Annotated in this window: 19 protein-coding genes; 8 read left to right on the top strand and 11 right to left on the bottom strand. The window is 40.1% G+C overall.

Annotation, left to right across the window (positions count from 1 at the left end; translation table 11 throughout):
• The first annotated feature begins 20 nt into the window (after positions 1–20).
• Entirely contained in the window at positions 21–542 is a 522-nt protein-coding gene (locus tag U8519_RS07235) for a DUF308 domain-containing protein (protein ID WP_334329649.1), read from the top strand.
• Here U8519_RS07235 and U8519_RS07230 read toward each other — a convergent pair.
• Positions 539–913 (bottom strand): PaaI family thioesterase, encoded by a 375-nt coding sequence (locus U8519_RS07230; protein ID WP_334329648.1) that lies wholly within the window; start codon positions 911–913, stop codon positions 539–541. The genes U8519_RS07235 and U8519_RS07230 overlap by 4 nt on opposite strands.
• 26 nt (positions 914–939) lie before the next feature.
• On the opposite strand from U8519_RS07230, the gene menB reads away from it, so the two are divergent.
• Both menB and U8519_RS07220 read left to right on the top strand, forming a co-directional pair.
• A complete protein-coding gene (menB, locus tag U8519_RS07225; RefSeq protein ID WP_334329647.1) occupies positions 940–1,755 on the top strand; it encodes a 1,4-dihydroxy-2-naphthoyl-CoA synthase in 816 nt (271 codons plus the stop codon).
• A 228-nt stretch (positions 1,756–1,983) separates the two neighbouring features.
• Positions 1,984–3,438, top strand: coding sequence for an o-succinylbenzoate--CoA ligase (locus U8519_RS07220; protein ID WP_334329646.1), 1,455 nt, complete (start codon positions 1,984–1,986; stop codon positions 3,436–3,438).
• Between the two features lie 259 nt (positions 3,439–3,697).
• On the opposite strand, the gene U8519_RS07215 is transcribed toward U8519_RS07220, so the two are convergent.
• From U8519_RS07215 to serC, 6 genes are all read right to left on the bottom strand, one after another.
• Positions 3,698–3,877: a hypothetical protein gene (locus U8519_RS07215; protein ID WP_334329645.1), complete on the bottom strand. Its 180-nt coding sequence runs from the start codon at positions 3,875–3,877 to the stop codon at positions 3,698–3,700.
• A gap of 21 nt (positions 3,878–3,898) precedes the next feature.
• Entirely contained in the window at positions 3,899–4,654 is a 756-nt protein-coding gene (locus U8519_RS07210; RefSeq protein WP_334329644.1) for an alpha/beta fold hydrolase, read from the bottom strand.
• A 69-nt stretch (positions 4,655–4,723) separates the two neighbouring features.
• Entirely contained in the window at positions 4,724–4,993 is a 270-nt protein-coding gene (locus U8519_RS07205; RefSeq protein WP_334329643.1) for a hypothetical protein, read from the bottom strand.
• Between the two features lie 1,055 nt (positions 4,994–6,048).
• Entirely contained in the window at positions 6,049–6,318 is a 270-nt protein-coding gene (locus tag U8519_RS07200; RefSeq protein ID WP_334329642.1) for a LysR family transcriptional regulator, read from the bottom strand.
• 72 nt (positions 6,319–6,390) lie between these two features.
• The gene (locus tag U8519_RS07195) at positions 6,391–7,563 is read right to left on the bottom strand and encodes a phosphoglycerate dehydrogenase (RefSeq protein WP_334329641.1); all 1,173 of its coding nucleotides are present in this window, start codon (positions 7,561–7,563) and stop codon (positions 6,391–6,393) included.
• A 1-nt stretch (position 7,564) separates the two neighbouring features.
• Positions 7,565–8,638 carry a 3-phosphoserine/phosphohydroxythreonine transaminase gene (gene serC, locus U8519_RS07190; protein ID WP_334329640.1) on the bottom strand — a complete coding sequence of 358 codons (1,074 nt, stop codon included), beginning with the start codon at positions 8,636–8,638 and terminating at the stop codon, positions 7,565–7,567.
• A 280-nt stretch (positions 8,639–8,918) separates the two neighbouring features.
• Between serC and U8519_RS07185 the strand changes: the two genes are divergently transcribed.
• The 3 genes from U8519_RS07185 to U8519_RS07175 all read left to right on the top strand — a co-directional run bounded on the left by U8519_RS07185 (position 8,919) and on the right by U8519_RS07175 (position 12,142).
• Entirely contained in the window at positions 8,919–9,542 is a 624-nt protein-coding gene (locus U8519_RS07185; RefSeq protein WP_334329639.1) for a histidine phosphatase family protein, read from the top strand.
• A 534-nt stretch (positions 9,543–10,076) separates the two neighbouring features.
• Complete coding sequence (proB, locus tag U8519_RS07180) at positions 10,077–10,883, top strand: glutamate 5-kinase (protein ID WP_334329638.1); 807 nt, start codon at positions 10,077–10,079, stop codon at positions 10,881–10,883.
• Between the two features lie 11 nt (positions 10,884–10,894).
• Complete coding sequence (locus U8519_RS07175; RefSeq protein ID WP_334329888.1) at positions 10,895–12,142, top strand: glutamate-5-semialdehyde dehydrogenase; 1,248 nt, start codon at positions 10,895–10,897, stop codon at positions 12,140–12,142.
• Between the two features lie 94 nt (positions 12,143–12,236).
• On the opposite strand, the gene U8519_RS07170 is transcribed toward U8519_RS07175, so the two are convergent.
• Positions 12,237–12,749, bottom strand: coding sequence for a VanZ family protein (locus U8519_RS07170; protein WP_334329637.1), 513 nt, complete (start codon positions 12,747–12,749; stop codon positions 12,237–12,239).
• A gap of 521 nt (positions 12,750–13,270) precedes the next feature.
• Entirely contained in the window at positions 13,271–14,215 is a 945-nt protein-coding gene (locus U8519_RS07165; RefSeq protein ID WP_334329636.1) for a D-2-hydroxyacid dehydrogenase, read from the bottom strand.
• A gap of 235 nt (positions 14,216–14,450) precedes the next feature.
• Here U8519_RS07165 and U8519_RS07160 point away from each other — a divergent pair, with 235 nt between their 5' ends.
• Complete coding sequence (locus tag U8519_RS07160) at positions 14,451–15,170, top strand: MIP/aquaporin family protein (protein ID WP_334329887.1); 720 nt, start codon at positions 14,451–14,453, stop codon at positions 15,168–15,170.
• 41 nt (positions 15,171–15,211) lie between these two features.
• On the opposite strand, the gene U8519_RS07155 is transcribed toward U8519_RS07160, so the two are convergent.
• Positions 15,212–16,432, bottom strand: coding sequence for an ABC transporter permease (locus U8519_RS07155; protein ID WP_334329635.1), 1,221 nt, complete (start codon positions 16,430–16,432; stop codon positions 15,212–15,214).
• On the bottom strand, positions 16,425–17,321 hold the full coding sequence (locus U8519_RS07150; RefSeq protein WP_334329634.1) for an ABC transporter ATP-binding protein: 897 nt from the start codon (positions 17,319–17,321) through the stop codon (positions 16,425–16,427). The genes U8519_RS07155 and U8519_RS07150 overlap by 8 nt, the downstream gene beginning before the upstream one ends.
• A gap of 101 nt (positions 17,322–17,422) precedes the next feature.
• On the opposite strand from U8519_RS07150, the gene U8519_RS07145 reads away from it, so the two are divergent.
• Positions 17,423–18,331 carry a DMT family transporter gene (locus U8519_RS07145; RefSeq protein WP_334329633.1) on the top strand — a complete coding sequence of 303 codons (909 nt, stop codon included), beginning with the start codon at positions 17,423–17,425 and terminating at the stop codon, positions 18,329–18,331.
• Positions 18,332–18,476 lie beyond the last annotated feature (145 nt).

Raw genomic sequence — 18,476 nt, 5'->3', positions numbered from 1 at the left:
CATTTGGGGGAAGTGAAAAAATGGTCAAACAGTTCCAACTTTATCGTTGGTTGCGTTTTGTTTTTTTGTTGGTGACGGGGATTTTGATCGTCATTGAACCGGTCAAGAGCTTGAATATTATTATTTATTTAGTCTCTGGATACATCGCTATTTATGGAATCCTTTCTATTATGGATGGGGTCAGTATCCGCAAAAAAACTGGCGAAACTAATATCGCCATTGGTCTGGGGGTCGGTGCGTTGGTCTTAGCGGTGGCGATCCCTATCGTTGCCAAGTTGATCGTGGTTTTGGTACCACCTGTCTTAGGGATCATCTTACTAGTCAATGGTATCAACCAGTTTCGAGATTCACACGAGACAAAAAAACAAGTCAAGATAACGCCTTGGCTTGATTATTTTTACTCTGCACTATTGATGCTTGCGGGAATCATGTTCATCCTGCAACCACCAAAGATGATTATTTTTATTTATCAACTATTCGGAATTAGCTTGATCATTCTGGCATTCTTTGAAATCGTCAATTCTCGTCTGTATCACCACTAATTCAACTTAGTTTTCTTCAGGGTTACCGTGCTCATACTATTGCTGATGGCACTGTCTTCCGGATGGGTGATGACTTGCCAAACTTGGATCGAATATCCAATTTTGATTGGTAGAGCTTCAGCAATTAGAGTACCGTTTTTGACCGTATTCAGATGATGTGTCGATATGTCTACTCCAACAGCTACTTCGTCGGCCTCTGATATGTTAAGATTAGCACCAATACTGGCAGCTGTTTCTGCCAAGACCGCGTTGATCCCGCCGTGCATGATCTTGTATGGCTGTAAATGTTTATCTTCTACTTTCATCTGTAAAGTAACACGATTCTTGTTTTGTTCAATTACTTCTATACCCAAATTTTCTAATAAATTCATTATTAACACCTCGGAGGTTATTTTTTATGAGTGAATGGAAAAACATTAAAGATTATCAAGAAATTATTTTTGAACGAATGGGCAAAATTGCCAAGATAACTATCAATCGTCCTGAAAAACGTAACGCCTTTACACCTGTCACTGTACAGGAAATGATTGAGGCTTTCAATATTTGCCGTGACGATGCGACGATCGGTGCCATTATTCTGACTGGACAAGGCGACCTTGCCTTCTGTTCCGGTGGCGATCAAAGTGTCCGCGGTAACGGTGGTTATGTCGGTCCTGATCACATCGCCAGATTGAACGTACTCGACTTGCAACACTTGATTCGTATCATCCCTAAGCCTGTCATCGCTATGGTTCGTGGCTGGTCAGTCGGTGGTGGTAACATCTTACAATTAGTTTGTGATTTGACCATCGCTGCTGACAACGCCAAGTTCATGCAAACAGGACCTAAAGTAGGAAGTTTCGATGCTGGATATGGTTCAGCTTATCTAGCACGCGTCATCGGACACAAACGTGCCAAAGAAGTTTGGTTCCTATGCAAACCATACACAGCCGATGAAGCCTTCCAAATGGGTTGGATCAACAAAGTAGTTCCCCTAGCTGACGTCGAAAAAGAAACCATCGAATGGTGTAACGAGATCCTAAAGAAGTCCCCTACCGCCATCCGCTTCATCAAAGCCGCAATGAATGCCGACACAGACGGAGTAGCCGGACTACAACAATTAGCAGGTGATTCAACCATGTTGTATTATACAACCGATGAAGGAAAAGAAGGCCGAGATGCCTTTTTAGAGAAACGTGATCCTGATTTTGATAAATTCCCGAAATTTCCATAGAGAGTGGAGAAAGGGCGGTTAAACCTTGAGCATTACCTAGGATAAGGAAGGTGCCAACGTAGTTGGTGCATTTCTTATCCGTAGTAAGCGCAGAGGTTTGCCCTTTCGCAACTCGTTTCAGAGAGTGGAACAAAACGGGAAACCCTGAGCACCATCTAAAAAGAAACCCCATCACACTAAACACATTTCAAATACCTGAATCAAAAATCTACCATAAGGAGTAAGAAAGTGGAGAACTGGCTAACTAAACGGGCAAAACTAGATCCAAATAAAACTGCATTGATCATTGAGCATTCAGATTTCACCTTTAGTGAACTTAATTCTACCGTCCAACTTTGCGCTAAAAAGCTGTACAATCACATTCATAAAGGCGAACGTGCAGCGCTTTTTATCAGCAACTCTTTCAACGGTTATATTGCTATTTTAGCGCTTCAACAGATCGGTGCCGAGATTGTTTTTTTGAATTCCAGATTGTCTAGTGATGAATTGAAATTTCAATTGAACGACTCTGGTGCAAAATTATGTTTAGTTGACGACTCCAGTGACTACCACCAAATCAACAAAGTTAATACTAACAAGATTTTCTTATCCGACATCTTGAGCATGCAGCCGAATCATGACTATCAGCCAGTTGCCGAATTCGATAATAATGATGTTACTTCTATTATGTACACTTCGGGCACTTCCGGTCGTCCAAAAGGCGTATTGCAGACATTCGGCAATCACTTTTATTCAGCCATCGGCACTTCATTAAATCTAGGAATAAACGACAAAGACTCATGGGTATTAACCGTGCCACTGTTTCATATTTCCGGATTCTCGATCATGATGCGATCATTGATCTATGGTATTCCCGTCTACTTAATCACTAACTTCAATGAAGAATATATCAACAAGGTTCTAGTGAACGAACGGGCAACCGTGATCTCACTAGTTCCCACGATGCTGAAACGGCTTTTGAATAACTTGCCAACAGACAAACACTACAACAAGTATTTTAAGTGTGTCTTCTTGGGCGGCGGTCCGATCGACAATTGGACTCTATTACGTTGCAACATGTTGCACATTCCCGTTATTCAATCGTACGGTATGACTGAGACGGCTTCGAACGTCGTTGCATTAAACTTCGCTGATGCCGAAAGAAAAGTCGGATCATCTGGCAAAGCCTTGTTCCCTGTTAATTTAAGAATCAATCACGCTGATAGTGATGGTATCGGTGATATCGAGATCAAAGCCCCCAACGTTGCTAAGGGTTACTTGAATAAACAGTCACTCTTCAATAAAAAAATAACTGATGACGGTTTTTATAAAACTGGCGACATCGGTTATTTGGACGATGAGAACTTCCTATACGTCAAAGGACGCAAAGACGATATGATAATTTCCGGTGGTGAAAATATTTATCCCGAAGAAGTGGAGAATATTTATAGCAAGTTGTCAGGATTAGAGAGTATCTTCGTCATCGGTGTTCAAAACGAAGAATGGGGAGAAATCCCCGTTGCCTACGTCACTTTAGATAAAGATGCTTTCCTATCCGGTGTTGATCTGATCGGCTTTGGACGTGAAAAAATGGCACATTACAAAGTTCCTAAGGAATTCCGCTTAATTAAAGAAGTCCCCAGAACTGCTAGTGGCAAAGTACTTCGTCGCAAATTCAAAGATATTGAATATGAAAAAATGTAGAAAAAGAGATTCCGCAATATATTTACGGAATCTCTTTTTCTAGTTACTCTTAAAAAATAGTAATATTCAAAATTAGACGGAGATTGAAAACAAAAAGTCTGCTGTAACAGTGGAGTTGGCGATTTATCGCTTACTCCACTAGACGTATTTTGAAATTCGCAACTTGTGCGAAGTTCAAAATCGAGAATCAAGACCGCTTTCCAGGCTTGATTCGGTCATCACAGCAACTTTTTGTTTTCAATCGGAGTCGGATACTTACTCACAAGATTCTTTTTAGCAACGAATTAATGGCTCTAATATCACTCTTTTTTAAATATGTAATTGGCACGTTTACTTTTAATTCTTCTTTTTCATTAGAGGCAATATTTAATGCCTTGACAAGATTCTTACTATCCCGTTCGTTAAAAACAAATTCTGTTTTAAAACTTTTAGTCGACATTCAAATCACCTCATTTTTATATCAATCATACAAATAATACTCAAAAAAATTAGCAATCTTATCCATCAAACGTGTTTCTACCAAATGCTTAGCCTTGTACCCAGTAATAAAGGCTACTTGCTGTGCGTATGGCTGACCTTGAATACTGTCGAAGAAATCCTTCGATTCTGAATAAGGAATTCGTTCATCGTCCGTTCCGTGCCAGAACAACAGTGGACGATTGTTGATAGTTTCCGGATAATTAGTCAGATCATAATCATCGATCCAGCTCGTCAGACTTTCCATATCAGAAGGAATGTACAAATTATGTTGCTTAGCCGAATCTCGAACCAGTTTAGCGTAAGCGTTCAAATTCGGCGTTCCCATAATAATCGTAGCTGCAGTTATCTCTGGATGTTGCGTCAGTAGCGCCCCAGTCGTCATGCCGCCCATGGAATAGCCACCGACACCGATTTTTTCGTCCAAGACCAATTCACGTTTCAAATAAAAATTCTTGATCAAATCGAATTCAGCGAGATTACCTTGGATGCTGTTCCAAAATGTAAACGAAGGAATCGACGATACATCGTGGCGACGTTGGCCATGATTCATCGCATCCGGCAACACCACCCGAATCTTCTTCTTAGCCAGCTTCCGCGCTTGAGTTAGCACTAATTCCTTATCTGATCTCCAACCATGATAAAAAATCACCAACGGAACCCTGCTATAGCGATATTCTTCTTCAACAACTTCCAGTACCGGCACATCCTGCAATGTCCTTTGATAAATTTTTACCATAATTATCACCTCAAACTTATCTTACTTGATTTGGCATATAAAAAAAAGATTAGGGCAAAAACCCCAATCCTAATATCTACTTGCACGATTGAACGATTGATTGATTTTGAAAATCAATTCGTCAACATCTCGTTCATTAATATGATCTGTTTGTTCATCGTATTTGATTAGATCTCTTCGAAAATCCAATAATGCCGGCTCGAAATCACTGTTTTCAAAGCGATCAAGGTATTGCATAACTAGGCCGATCAGATTTCTCTCGGAAAGCATGTTAAATTCTCCAACAGATTCTTCAATCGTCTGAATTACTTCCTTGCGGTCCATTCTAAGCTCTCTCATTTCCTCCAAGGTATTCCCCGCCTTTCTATTTAGAAATTTTGAACTCCCCTTGTATCTCATTGCGCAGAACTTGTTGTAAAGCTCATGAAGTCATTATCTAACATTTTTTATCACTTTGGAATTCACTTTTATATAATAAAATTATATTTAATTGACTTAAGCCCGTCCTGATAGGGTTTTCCAACCTCTTGACCGGCATCAAATTTTTTTTGGCATACTTTTAAACATTTTTCACCAATTATGAACATTTTTTTAGTAAAACTATTTGCCATTATTGAAATATTTATTAATTAATATAGATATTATAGTATCCGAGCTATATAATAAAGATGTTTATACGGGCGGGGATGTATAAACAAAATAACGAAAGTTATTGATCAAAAGTGGTACTCCTTCTCAACTGCTTAAAGGTTAGAGTTTGTGGTAGGCTCTGATCTTAATTCTCGCAAAGGGGGTAGAGACTCGTGGTAGGTCTCTGCCCTTTCTTTATTTTTAGTTAGATTTCTGTTCTGATTTTGTTTTTGTTTCTGTTTTCCGCTTCCGGCCAGCAGTAATTCCATCTGTGGCAGGACCGATCTGAGCCAAAAAGCGGTCTCAGATCTCGCTTGTCTGCTTTGCACAAACTGCAAATCAGTCAAGACGTCCAGTGCTGTAAATGCGAGAAAATCGCCCGCATTAACACCACTTTTGCCACGGATTCCATTACTGCTGACCTCCAGCTACATTTGATTATTACATCTGATTAATAGTAAAAAATAGCACATCACGACGATTTGGATAATACTTTTTATCCATAAGTCATGATGTGCTATTTAAATCTTATTAATTCAAGATAGATAATCGTGAAGTAGATACCATCAAACCAAAGCTTAGCTGGAGGGATTCAACAATAGAATCAGCCGTAAAAGCTTACTTAGCGACTTATCGCTTAGTAAGCTGGACGACTTTGAAGACTACAGGCTTCAAAGCGAGGTTGAAAACGAAGTTTGAAACCGGTCCTGCGGCAGATGGAATTGTTGAATCCCTTCAGCGGCATCCCCCACCCAAAAACAAAATTAATTATTAGAATCATCCATATCTCGTTCAACATCAATTCCGTATAGCTTATTAACCGGAGCATCTTCAGGAGCTGGGTGAACAACTAGAATTGTCGTTGCACCTTTGCTGCTGACATATCCTACAAAAGTTGTCACTTCTTCAACATAATATGGCAAACCATCGGTATGAATTATGTACTGACCCGCAACAGGCATATTTTCAACAAATACCTTATTCATCCGAATATAGTCATCCCCATCGTGAAGAACGATAAGTACTTTATACATTTTAATCTTCTCTCTCCTTTTTAATGCTTATACAAAAGTTGTAACATACACCAGACACAGATTGATAGTAAATTACTTATGCTTGATCAAACGAGCCCGATAAACTTCTGGTATCTGATCGATCTTTTGTAGTAATTCTGTGCTGTTATCAGCAGCTAAATTATCTACATCAATAATAGTATAAGCCGTATCTTTCTTGGCTGCATTAGACATGCTGGCGATATTGATACCGATATTGGCTAGGATGGTTGTGATCTGACCGACCATATTAGGAACATTCTTATGAATAATGGTAAATCGATATGGCGCTTCAAATGGAATTTTCATCCCTGGCAAATTAACTGACTGCACTGTATCTCCTGTCTCCAAATATCTCATGATCGTATTGGCCGCTTGAGTAGCACCGTTAGACTCAGCTTCAAGTGTTGATCCACCAATATGCGGCGTCACGATGACATTAGGCTGGTCAGCAATGATCGGTTCTCCAAAGTCAGTCACATAGTACTTGATCTTGTGATCCAAAACCGCTTCAAGGGCAACCTCGTTGTCAACGATCCCTAGACGTGAATAGTTGAATAAGATCACGCCTGGCTTCATCGCCGCAATGACATCTCGATCGATCAACTTATCGGTTTCATCATTCTTAGGAACGTGAATTGTTACGTAGTCTGCATCTTGGACCGCTTGCTTGATCGTTCGTGAACGGTCAACGTGATTATTGATGTTCCAAGCGGCATCGGTTGATAAATATGGATCGAAGCCGATGACATTCATGCCTAGTTCTAACGCCGCTTCGGCGACTAATGAACCAACATGACCCAGGCCGATGACCGCTAACTTCTTACCCAACAATTCTGTTCCATTGAATTTTGTCTTATCAGCTTCCGTTCGCTTAGAAACATCCGCACCGACGTGGTCGTTAGAATACTCATTAGCCGCAAAAATATTTCGTGAGGCTGAGATCATCAATGAAATGACTAATTCTTTGACCGCATTAGCGTTGCTTCCGGGAGTGTTGAAGACGGCGATACCAGCTTCAGTTGCGCGATGCAGCGGCACATTGTTGACACCGGCTCCTGCACGAACGATCGTCTTGAGTGTCTGTGGGAATTGAGCATCACGTAAATTAACTGAACGGATCAAGTATGCGTCTGCTGCATCCGTCTGATTGATTTGGAAGTTACTATTAAAAGCATCTAACCCACTTTGGGCGATGGCGTTGAATGTTTTGATTTGATAAGTCATTTTACTTTGCCTCCTGAGTTTGTTCGAATTCATCTAAGAAATCTGTCAATGCTGTAACACCAGCTAATGGCATGGCGTTGTATAAGCTGGCCCGCATGCCGCCTACCAGACGATGTCCTTTGAGATTAACTAGTCCTCTTTGAGCAGCTTGTTCGATGAAAGCCCGATCGATTTTTTTATCACCTGTCACAAAGGAAATATTAGTCAATGAGCGATCCGCTGGTTTGATCAAATTGTTAAAGAGTTTTGACTGATCTAAGAATTGATACAGCAGAGCTGACTTTTGACGATTGATCTTCTCCATTGCCGCAATTCCCCCAATTTCCTTGAGCCACTTCAAAGTCAAGCCAGCAGCGTAAATCGCAAATACAGGTGGGGTATTGAGCATTGAATTCTTGTTAGCTAACAGTTGGTAATCCAGCATACTAGGCAGTTTCTTCTTGCCGATCAGATCATCTCTAACAATGACCACTGTCAGTCCGGCAATTCCTAGATTCTTCTGTGCTCCCGCATAGATTGCTCCAAAATCTGCTACCTTATATTGTTGTGCCAAGAAGTTTGAAGACATATCCCCTACTAAAGTTTGATTAGTTTGAGGTAATTTAGTAAATGCAGTTCCTTCTATCGTGTTATTAGTGGTTAAATGAATATAGTCATATTGATTACCGTCATCAATATCTTCAGGCAATTGGTGGTAATGATATTGTTTAGAAGTCGCAATCGTTTCGACTTCAGTTCCAATTTTTTCAGCTTCTTCACCTGCACGAATTGACCAGTGTCCAGTGTCGATCAAGCCAATGCGATTGTATTGCGTCGCTAGATTCATCGGCATTGCTGTAAATTGCAGTGTAGCTCCGCCTTGCAGGAACAAGACCTTGTAGTTATCAGGAATCTGCATCAATTCTCTTAAGTCGTTTTCGGCATCCGCAATCACATTGTCGAACAGATTTGAGCGATGTGAGATCTCCATAACACTCATTCCTGAATTCTGGAATGAAGGAATATCCTCTTTGATTTGTGCTAAGACTGGCTTGGGCAACATGGCTGGACCAGCTGAAAAATTGTAAACTGTCATTTGTATTTCCACCTTTGTTTTAGATTAAAAAAATAAGAACCCTCACGAAGTTGTGAGAGTTCCCAAACAAAAGTCTGAATTATTGCCCTCACAGCTTCAAATAACTTGAATCCATGAGGGCTTAACTGAAAGTTTAATAGGCCTACATGGATAACCGTGTAGACAAGGAGGAGCTTATTAAGCTAAAATGTAATTGTTTAATCATAATTAAGATACCTCCAATAAACTTAAAGACACTTTAACAATTTAATCGGAGAAAGTCAATCAGAAGGAGAACAAAATGACAGAATTTTATTTCATCAGACATGGACAAACAGACGCAAACGCTGAAGGTATCAAGCAAGGAACCATCAATACCGAGATAAGTAATTTGAATGATACTGGTAAGAGCCAAATGAAAAAATTGCACGAAGTTTTTAATATTAGCTTCGCCGACGAATTAGTTCACAGCCCTCTTAACCGCACTTTAGAGTCTGCTCAAATACTAAATGAAGGCTATAACTTGCCGATGTCCACTGACGAACGTCTGCTCGAAATTTCTTATGGTGAGTGGGACGGAAAGAAAAATTCTGAACTACGTGAAAAATATCCTCGTTATTTTGACCAACATCTACATGACGTTCTACCAGATTACGTTGAAGTAGCAACTAAAGGCGAAACATTCCCACAAGTAGTTGCAAGAGTGAAATCATTCATGTTGGAGAAGACCCTCAATACACCTGATAAAAAATACATCGTAGTGACACACGGGTTCACAACCAAAGCCGCTGCTCTAGGAGTAGTAGAACCGCAAAACCCGATGACACTTCCCGAACCGAACAACGCTAGTGTTACAAAAATCGTAACATTGGCGAGAACACAGGAAATGTATTTGGAATACTATAATAGAGAGTTTAAGTTTTAGAGAGAGTGGAGAAAGCCGGGTAACTTCTGAGCATTACCTAGGATAAGAGAAGTGCCAACGCAGTTGGTGCATCACTTATCCGTAGTAAGCGCAGGAAGTTGTTTTGCGCAACTCGTTTCAGATCAGAGAGTGGAGAAAGGGCGGTTAAACCTTGAGCATTACCTAGGATAAGAGAGGTGCCAACGCAGTTGGTGCATTTCTTATCCGTAGTAAGCGCAGAGGTTTGCCCTTTCGCAACTCGTTTCAGATCAGAGAGTGAAGAAAGCCGGGAGATTCTGAGCACTGCCTAAGATAGTGGAGATAGCACGAAGTGATGCATTCACTATCTGTAGCAGGCGCAGGAATCTGGCTTTCGCAACTCGTTTCAGATCAGAGAGTGGAACAAAACGGGTAACTTCTGAGCATTACCTAGGATAAGAGAGGTGCCAACGCAGTTGGTGCATTTCTTATCCGTAGTAAGCGGAGGAAGTTGTTTTGTGCAACTCGTTTCAGCCCCCCTCCAAAACTCAAACTCCCAACAATCAGGGGAAAATCATGCAAAATAAACGTAATTTAATCGCAAATCGAATCGTCATCAAAGTCGGAACAAGTACTTTGATTCATCAAAACAGTAAAGTCCGTTTAACCGTGATCGACAAACTAGCTCACGTTATGAGTACCTTAAAAAAAGACGGCAAGGATGTCGTCTTAGTTTCATCCGGTGCCATCGGTGTCGGTATGGGTGTACTTCACCTCGATCGTCGTCCAGTGAAAATCTCACAACAACAAGCAGTCGCCGCTATCGGACAAGCTGAATTGATTCAAATTTACAACGAAGCCCTACACAAATATGGCATGTGCGCAGCACAAATGTTGATAACTAAGGACGTTATCGACTATCCTGAAAGTCATACTAACGTAATGAATAATTTTCAATCATTGTTGAATATGTCTAACGCTATTCCAATCGTTAACGAAAACGACGCCGTGACCGTGTCGGAATTGGATCATCTAACTAAATTCGGTGATAACGATCAACTATCCGCTATCGTTACTAACTTAGTCGACGCTGACCTACTGATCATGTTATCCGACATCGACGGATTCTATACTGCCAACCCACTAAAAGTTCCTGACGCCAAGTTGATCGACCGTGTCAATATGATCAGTCCTGACATTATCGCCGCTGCCGGCGGTCACGGAACTAAGTTTGGAACTGGCGGTATGACTACCAAATTAAAAGCCGCTGAAAGAATCCTCAAACACAATCAACAAATGGTGCTCGCTAATGGTAAGGATCCAGATATCATTTTCAATATCCTATCAGGGGACACGGTTGGAACATTATTCACAAAAATTTAGGAGGTATTATGATGATCGACTTAATTGAGATGGGTAAAAAAGCCCAGACTGCCTCATTTGACTTGGGACAACTGGGAACTAATGAAAAAAATAATGCACTATTAAAAATGTCAGAGGCACTGATTGCCAATGCAGATAAGATTATTGCTGAAAACAAAAAAGATATCGAAAATGCCAAGGAAAATGGCATTGCCAAGGCGATGATCGATCGTCTAATGCTTGATGTAGACCGCATCAACGGTATGGCCGATGGCTTGAAACAAGTCGTTACCCTACCCGATCCTATCGGTAAGATCGACCGTGGCTGGACCACTACCACTGGACTAGACATCGTTCAAGAGCGTGTCCCACTTGGAGTTATCGGCATGATCTACGAGGCTCGTCCTAACGTGACCGTTGACGCTGCCGGACTATGCTTCAAAGCTGGTAATGCTGTCATTTTGCGTGGTGGTAAGGAAGCTATCAATTCAAATATTGTTTTGGCAGATACCTTACGCACTGCTCTCAAAGAAATTGGTATAACTGAAGATGCTGTCCAATTAGTCTCTGACACTAGTCATGCCATTGCTGACGAAATGATGCAATTGACTGATTACATCGATGTTTTAATTCCTAGAGGATCTGGCAAATTTATCAAGATGGTCGTGAATAAAGCCAAAGTCCCTATCATCGAAACCGGTGCTGGTAATTGCCATATCTACGTTGACAAAGACGCCGACCTAGACAAGGCTCTGCCAATTATTATCAATGCCAAGGTTCAACGTCCATCCGTCTGCAACGCAGCTGAAAAAGTAGTTTTGCACAAAGATATCGCTGAAAAATTCTTACCAAAACTCTATCAAACATTGAAAGAGAACAATGTTGAAGTACGTGGTGATGAACATGCTGTTAAGATCATTCCTGACATCATCCCCGCTACCGAAGATGATTGGTATACCGAATACAATGACTATATAATCGCCGTCAAGATCGTTGATGATTTGAACCAAGCAATCAAGCATATCAACAAATACAACACCAAACACAGCGAGTCGATCATCACTGAAGATTATTCTGCTAGCCGCAAATTCCAGAAACAAATCGATGCCGCAGTTGTCTACGTGAATGCCTCAACAAGATTCACTGATGGTAATGAATTCGGCTTCGGTGCCGAAATTGGCATCAGTACTCAGAAGCTACACGCCAGAGGACCTATGGGCGCCAACGAGTTGACAACGACTAAGTACTTGGTTCAAGGCGATGGACAGATCAGAAAGTAATCAATAGTATGTATTTTTCCTAAAAAAAGTTGTCACGATAATTGGGTTTTCATCCATTTGTCGTGACAACTTTTTCGTACAAGATAAAATAATACTAAATTTCTTGCCATATCGATTTAGATTTCTTTTCGAACACATATTGATAAACCAACAATAATACCGCACCAATGACGATTCCTATTCCATTAGCGACAACGTCACTGATGTCACTAGTCCGGTTGATCAAGAACACATGTGACAAATAATACTGCATCGTTTCAATCCCTGCACCAGTCATAAGGCCGATGGGAATCATTGAAGATAGCGAAATATTTGAGAAAGCTTGCTTGATCAAGAATCCTAATGGCATCGTCAAGACGATATTCTCCACAAAACCAAGATCATAATTAATATGATGTAAATTGACCTGACCAATTCCGGCTGGCATAATGTAAACTCCCGTGCCATCAAACGACATCGGTGTAAACAATATCATTCCTAAAAAAGTAACATAAGCTAAACTGACCAACGCCATCCGACGTCTAGTGAATTCCTTAATATTATTCAAAATATAAATTCCATTCACAAACGACAGAATCAATATCACATACAGAGGCATCCAACGCATTAACACCACTCCTTTTAAGATTTATTTTTAAGTTTTATTATTTTGATTTGATAGTTACACCTTACTATCTCTATATTTAAGCCAACTTAAAAAAATAAGTCTTTTGTGTGATAAATGTGAACAATTTTCTGTCAGCTAAATTCGTGTTAAATATAATCTGACAAATTAGCCGGTCCCATTGCAGGTTTTAATGCTGGTGACTGGAGGCAAAAAAATTTTGCCAACTCTGAAACGACCTGTTAAAATCCACTTCTCAAAAAATTCTCCGCATAAACTAAAAAACACGCTACAACATATTTGCTGTAACGTGCTCTATTTATATAATTAATAAAACTTAGCTGAAGGACAGCAGTAATGGAATCCGTGGCAAAAGTGGTGTTAATGCGGGCGGTTTTCCCACATTTACAGCACTGGACGTCTTTATTCAAACGAGATCTGAGACCGCTTTTCGGTTCAGATTGGTCCTGCCACAGATGGAATTACTGCTGTCCGGAAGCGGAATCAAAACAGCATCAAACTATCTAATAACCCTCATGATAGTTAACTACATTCTCAACAACTTCGCCATTTTCCACGTATGACTTCAAATTACGCTTGAAAATATCAAAAGCACGCTCAGCGTAATGAACACTCATCCCCGCATCATGTGGTGTGATGATAACATTCTTCATGTCCCATAGTGGACTGTCATCATTCAAAGGTTCTGGCGTTACAACATCAAGTGCCGCACCAGCAATCTTCTTCTCTTGCAAAGCATCAACCAAATCATTCATATTAGTTGTTTTACCGCGACCAATATTGATGTAGAAGGCCTTCTTAGACATTTCTTCAAATAATTCAGCATTGAAGATACCACTTGTCTCATCAGTATCAGGTAGTGCGTTAATTACAAAGTTAGCGTGTTTAACACCATCTTTGAATTCTGACATTGGAATCATCTCGTCGATATTGACATCAGGTTGATTTGAACGACGTACACCGACAGTTCTCATTCCTAATGCCTTAGCATATTGGGCGATCTTACTGCCGATGTGTCCAACACCAACGATCATAACTGTCTTGCCATATACTTCGTCATAAGGTTCATCATGCTTCCATTCTTTATCCGCTTGATGTAGAACTGACAAATGCATATTTCTCATCAACATCAACATATATGCCAATGTTTGCTCTGCAATATTGATTGCATTAGCACCAGAACCGTTTGTCAAAGTAATACCTTTTTCAGATAATTCACGTAATGGCAATGATTCTACCCCTGCACGAACTACTTGGATCCAATTCAAATTAGAGCTCTTTAAGATGTCATCTTTCAATGAATTAGACCAGTTGTACAATACTTCAACATCATCTAAATCAGCTGCTGTAACATTCTCTGGTGAGGCCACTGTTAGGTCGACACTAGGGATTCTTTCAATTCTTTCTCTCTGGTGATCTGTCAAATTTACCAAGCTAAGAACTTTCATATCCACTACCTCTTATTTAAAATTTATCTTCAATTATAATCATATCGTACGAAACTATCCAGTTTTCTAATTAATATCATAGAAAAAAGGATTTATATGGTACACTAATAAATGTTGTTCGTAAAATTTGATTTATTTAAATAAATATGTTAAATAATTGCTCCATCTTCTGGGGGCAATTTTTTATTGTCTAAATCACTTTTACAAATAAAAAAATTTATTAGGGGTATAAATGATGCACTATACGTTATTAACGCGCTGCATTGCGGAATTCATCGGAACCGCAATTATGGTAGCTCTAGGTAATGGTTCAGTTGCCAACGTTGAATTAAAGGGTACTAAGGGATTCCACGGTGGGTGGATCTTGATTGGTTTTGGTTATGGTATTGGTGTTATGATTCCAGCCATGATGTTCGGACCTGTTTCAGGCGGCCAGATCAATCCAGCTATGACGCTCGCCTTAGCCTTCAATAATGAATTTCCATGGGCAGAAGTTGGCCCATATATCTTAGCTCAAATGTTAGGAGCTATCTTTGGTCAGATCCTAGTTGTAGCAGCTTACAAGCCTTACTACAATAAGACAGAAAACGTTGAATCGATCTTAGGTACTTTCTCAACAATTGATGCAGAAAACAGCCGTTTAAACGGATTTATTAACGAATTTATTGGTACTTTTATTCTTGTTTTCGGTGCCGTTTCACTTACTTCAGATCACATTGATCCACGTGCCGACTTTATCGGTCTAGGATTCTTAGTTATGTGTCTAGTTGTTTCCTTCGGTGGTCCTACTGGTCCAGCGCTTAATCCAGCTCGTGACTTGGGTCCTCGTCTATTACATGCTATGTTGCCTTTCCCACATAAAGGAAGTTGCCAATGGAAATACGCCTGGGTCCCAGTCGTTGCTCCGATCTGTGGCGCTATCGTAGCCGTTCAATTGTACAGTTTGATATTCTAATTATCAAAAATGCTTCTCGAAAAATTTCGAGAAGCATTTTTTTATTTGTTATAAGCAATTCCTCGTTTGAGTCGTTTCCAAAAACTAGAATCATCTGTCTGTAACATCAAGCCTTGATATATCTTACCAATATAAAACGCCATTAAGAAGATCGTTGCAATTAAGATTATCAATGATATCGCCATCTCAACTGGTGTCGCTTCATTATTGATCACACGCATCGGCATGAAGTAAGATGAGAAGAATGGTACATATGAGAGAATCTTAACTGCTAGAGCATCCATATTGTTCTGGAATGGGAAGGTAATGAAAAACGCCAGCATACTCAACATTGTTACTGGTTGAGCGGCCTTGGCAGCGTCTTCTGATTTGGCTACTAAAGCACCACACAAAGCTGCTAAGATCGTATAAATCACCACTCCTAATAGTAAATAAACCAAGTTGATACTCAATAAGTTATGCAAGACTGAACTGATCAGATCTTCATTCTGCGCAATTGCATCTTTGGTCAATGAGGAAGTCTTAGCGAATTCGAACATTCCCCAGCCACCGAGTAGATAAATCAAGATCTGTGTCACTATGACTAGCAGCACACCGAGAACCTTACCGACGAAGTACTTAGTTGCGGTGGTACTGGAGAAGATAACTTCCATGATCTTCGTACCCTTTTCGGAAGCAATCTCTTGCGCTGTGATCGAAGTGTAAGTTACCAAAATCGTATAAACCAAAACAACCATGATCCAAAATGAGATCATCTTAGCCAAATTGGCTGTTCCGGTTTTTTTAGTAACAACTTCTTTGAACTTAGGCTGTTGCTGCAATGACTTAGCCTGAGTTGGTGATAGCTTGGCGGTAGCGTAATTTAATTGCTGCTGAACCGTTGTATTGAAGATTAATAACCTGTTCTTCAAACTACTATCCATCGAGTTTGACCCATGATAGACGGCTGAGACTTGATTGTTGTTTGTTTTCAAGACCAGATAACCAGCCAATTTATTATCCTTGATCCGCTTATTGGCTGACTTGATCGATTTAATACTCGTATCAACGTCATCCTTATTTTGTTTAACAAACTCCTGCTTCAATTCAGTTTGACCAAAGACCGCAATGTCATCACTGTTGCCGGTACTGCTGGCGCCTATGTAACCAGCACCGATACTGATACCAAAGATCATAAACGGACCTAAGACTAGTGCAACAAAGCCCCAAGACTTAACCTGTCTCAAGAAGGTTTCAAAAGTTACGATCCACAATTTATTCATTACGGTCACCTGCTTTCATCCGAAAGATCTCATTAAGAGTCGGTGGTTGTTGACTGAATTCCTCGATATATTGCCCTTTAGTCAAAATATCAAAAATATCCTTACCAGCGATTTCATCATCGAGATCTAATAAGTAACGATTCTTTTCTCGTTGAGTCACAGAAATAACATGTGGCAGTTCTGATAGTTTATCAGCACTCCAGTCCGTTGTAACAAATAACCGTGTCTTACCGAATGAATCACGCACATCTCCGACCGTACCGTTAAGAACGATCTGGCCGTTGCGCAACATGACCAAACTGTCGCAGACCTCTTCGACGTTCTCCATATCATGACTGGAAAAAATAATCGACGCTCCATTATTCTTAGCTTCGATGATCGCCTGTTTCAATAGATCAGAATTAACCGGATCCAAGCCACTAAAGGGCTCGTCCAAGATTATTAATTTGGGATCATGAATCAAAGTACAGATCAATTGCACCTTCTGCTGATTACCCTTAGACAGTGACTTGATCTTATCTTTCTTAGTCCCCTTCACGGCGAATTTTTTCAACCACGTATCGATCTGCGGGCGAATTTCTTTAGCAGACTTGTCCTTCAATCTGGCTAAATAAATAATCTGCTGTTCAATCGTTAGTTTAGGCATCAGACTGCGCTCTTCTGGTAAATAACCGATCTGGTCGAATACTGATTCAGTCACCGGCTGATCTTGCCAGGTTATTTTGCCATCATATTGCAAAAAATTTAGAATACTGTGAAATGTTGTAGATTTACCAGCACCATTTTGACCGATCAATCCCAAGATGTGACCGTTAGGTATCGAAAAACTAATGTCATCAAGTGCCTTTAATGTGCCAAAATTCTTACTCACATGTTCCACATTAAGCATTTTTTATCCCCCTATATTTTATTCTCTAAGTGTACCGTAGATTCATTTTAAATGATAATAATGTGATAGCATATGAGTTGATGACTAGAGGGGAGATACTTATGACAGATCAACAAAAAGGATTATTTTATGCGATTGCTGGTCCAGTGCTATGGGGATTTTCCGGCAGTATCGCGCAATATTTATTTAGCTTCGAAAATATTCCTACACAGTGGTTAGTTGGGTTACGACTAATTCTAGCTGGAATTTTATTGATTATTTGGTGTGGCATTGCTATGCCAAAGGAATTATTTAGCATACTAAAGAAGCCCAGATATATTTTTCAATTATTATGTTTCGGCCTGTTAGGAATGTTGCCCGCCCAGTATACATACTTTATGGCGATCAAATACGGCAACGCACCAACCGCCACCGTCCTGCAATTCTTAGGACCACTATTTATTATTTTATATTTATCATTACGCAATCTTAAAATGCCACGCAGGATCGATATGATCTCGATTGTTTTGGCTCTGATCGGCACTTTCTTATTAGTAACCCACGGACATTGGAACACCTTAGCTTTGTCACCATTGGCGGTTTTGTGGGGCGTTGGTTCTGGTTTGAGTCAAGCTTCATATACCTTATTACCGCGAGAACTATTGAAAAATTTCGACGCCCGCATCGTGACCGGTTGGTCAATGTTACTCGGTGGCATCGTCTTCGCACCGATAGCACACTTGAATCAAGTTCCTCACTTGACTGTTAAAGCTTGGTTACTGATCATCTTCATTATTATTGGCGGAACCATGTTCTCTTACTTATTCTATCTTCAAAGTCTAAATTACTTATCAGCAACCACTACCGGCATGTTGAGTGCCTTCGAGCCACTGACAGCCACGATCCTGTCCGTTACCTTACTTAGTACACATGTCGGACCAGCTGAAATTGCTGGAGCCTTATTGATACTAGGAATAACCTTCTTACAAGCACTACCGCCAAAGTTACTTATTGGCAAACGGCGCATCTGAGCTTTTTTAAAGTCAAATCGAGCTGATACTCACTCATGTATACCGACTGACCATTTCATGACATATATTTTTTTATATAATGATATACTTTTTATTAATAATGGTGTAATAATAAGTGGAATAAATATTATTTGTCAAATGTAAA

Source organism: Companilactobacillus sp. HBUAS59699 (genome assembly GCF_036913575.1).
Classification (GTDB): domain Bacteria; phylum Bacillota; class Bacilli; order Lactobacillales; family Lactobacillaceae; genus Companilactobacillus.
Note: the sequence above shows the minus strand (reverse complement) of the source record. Positions and strands in the feature narration are given on the sequence as shown.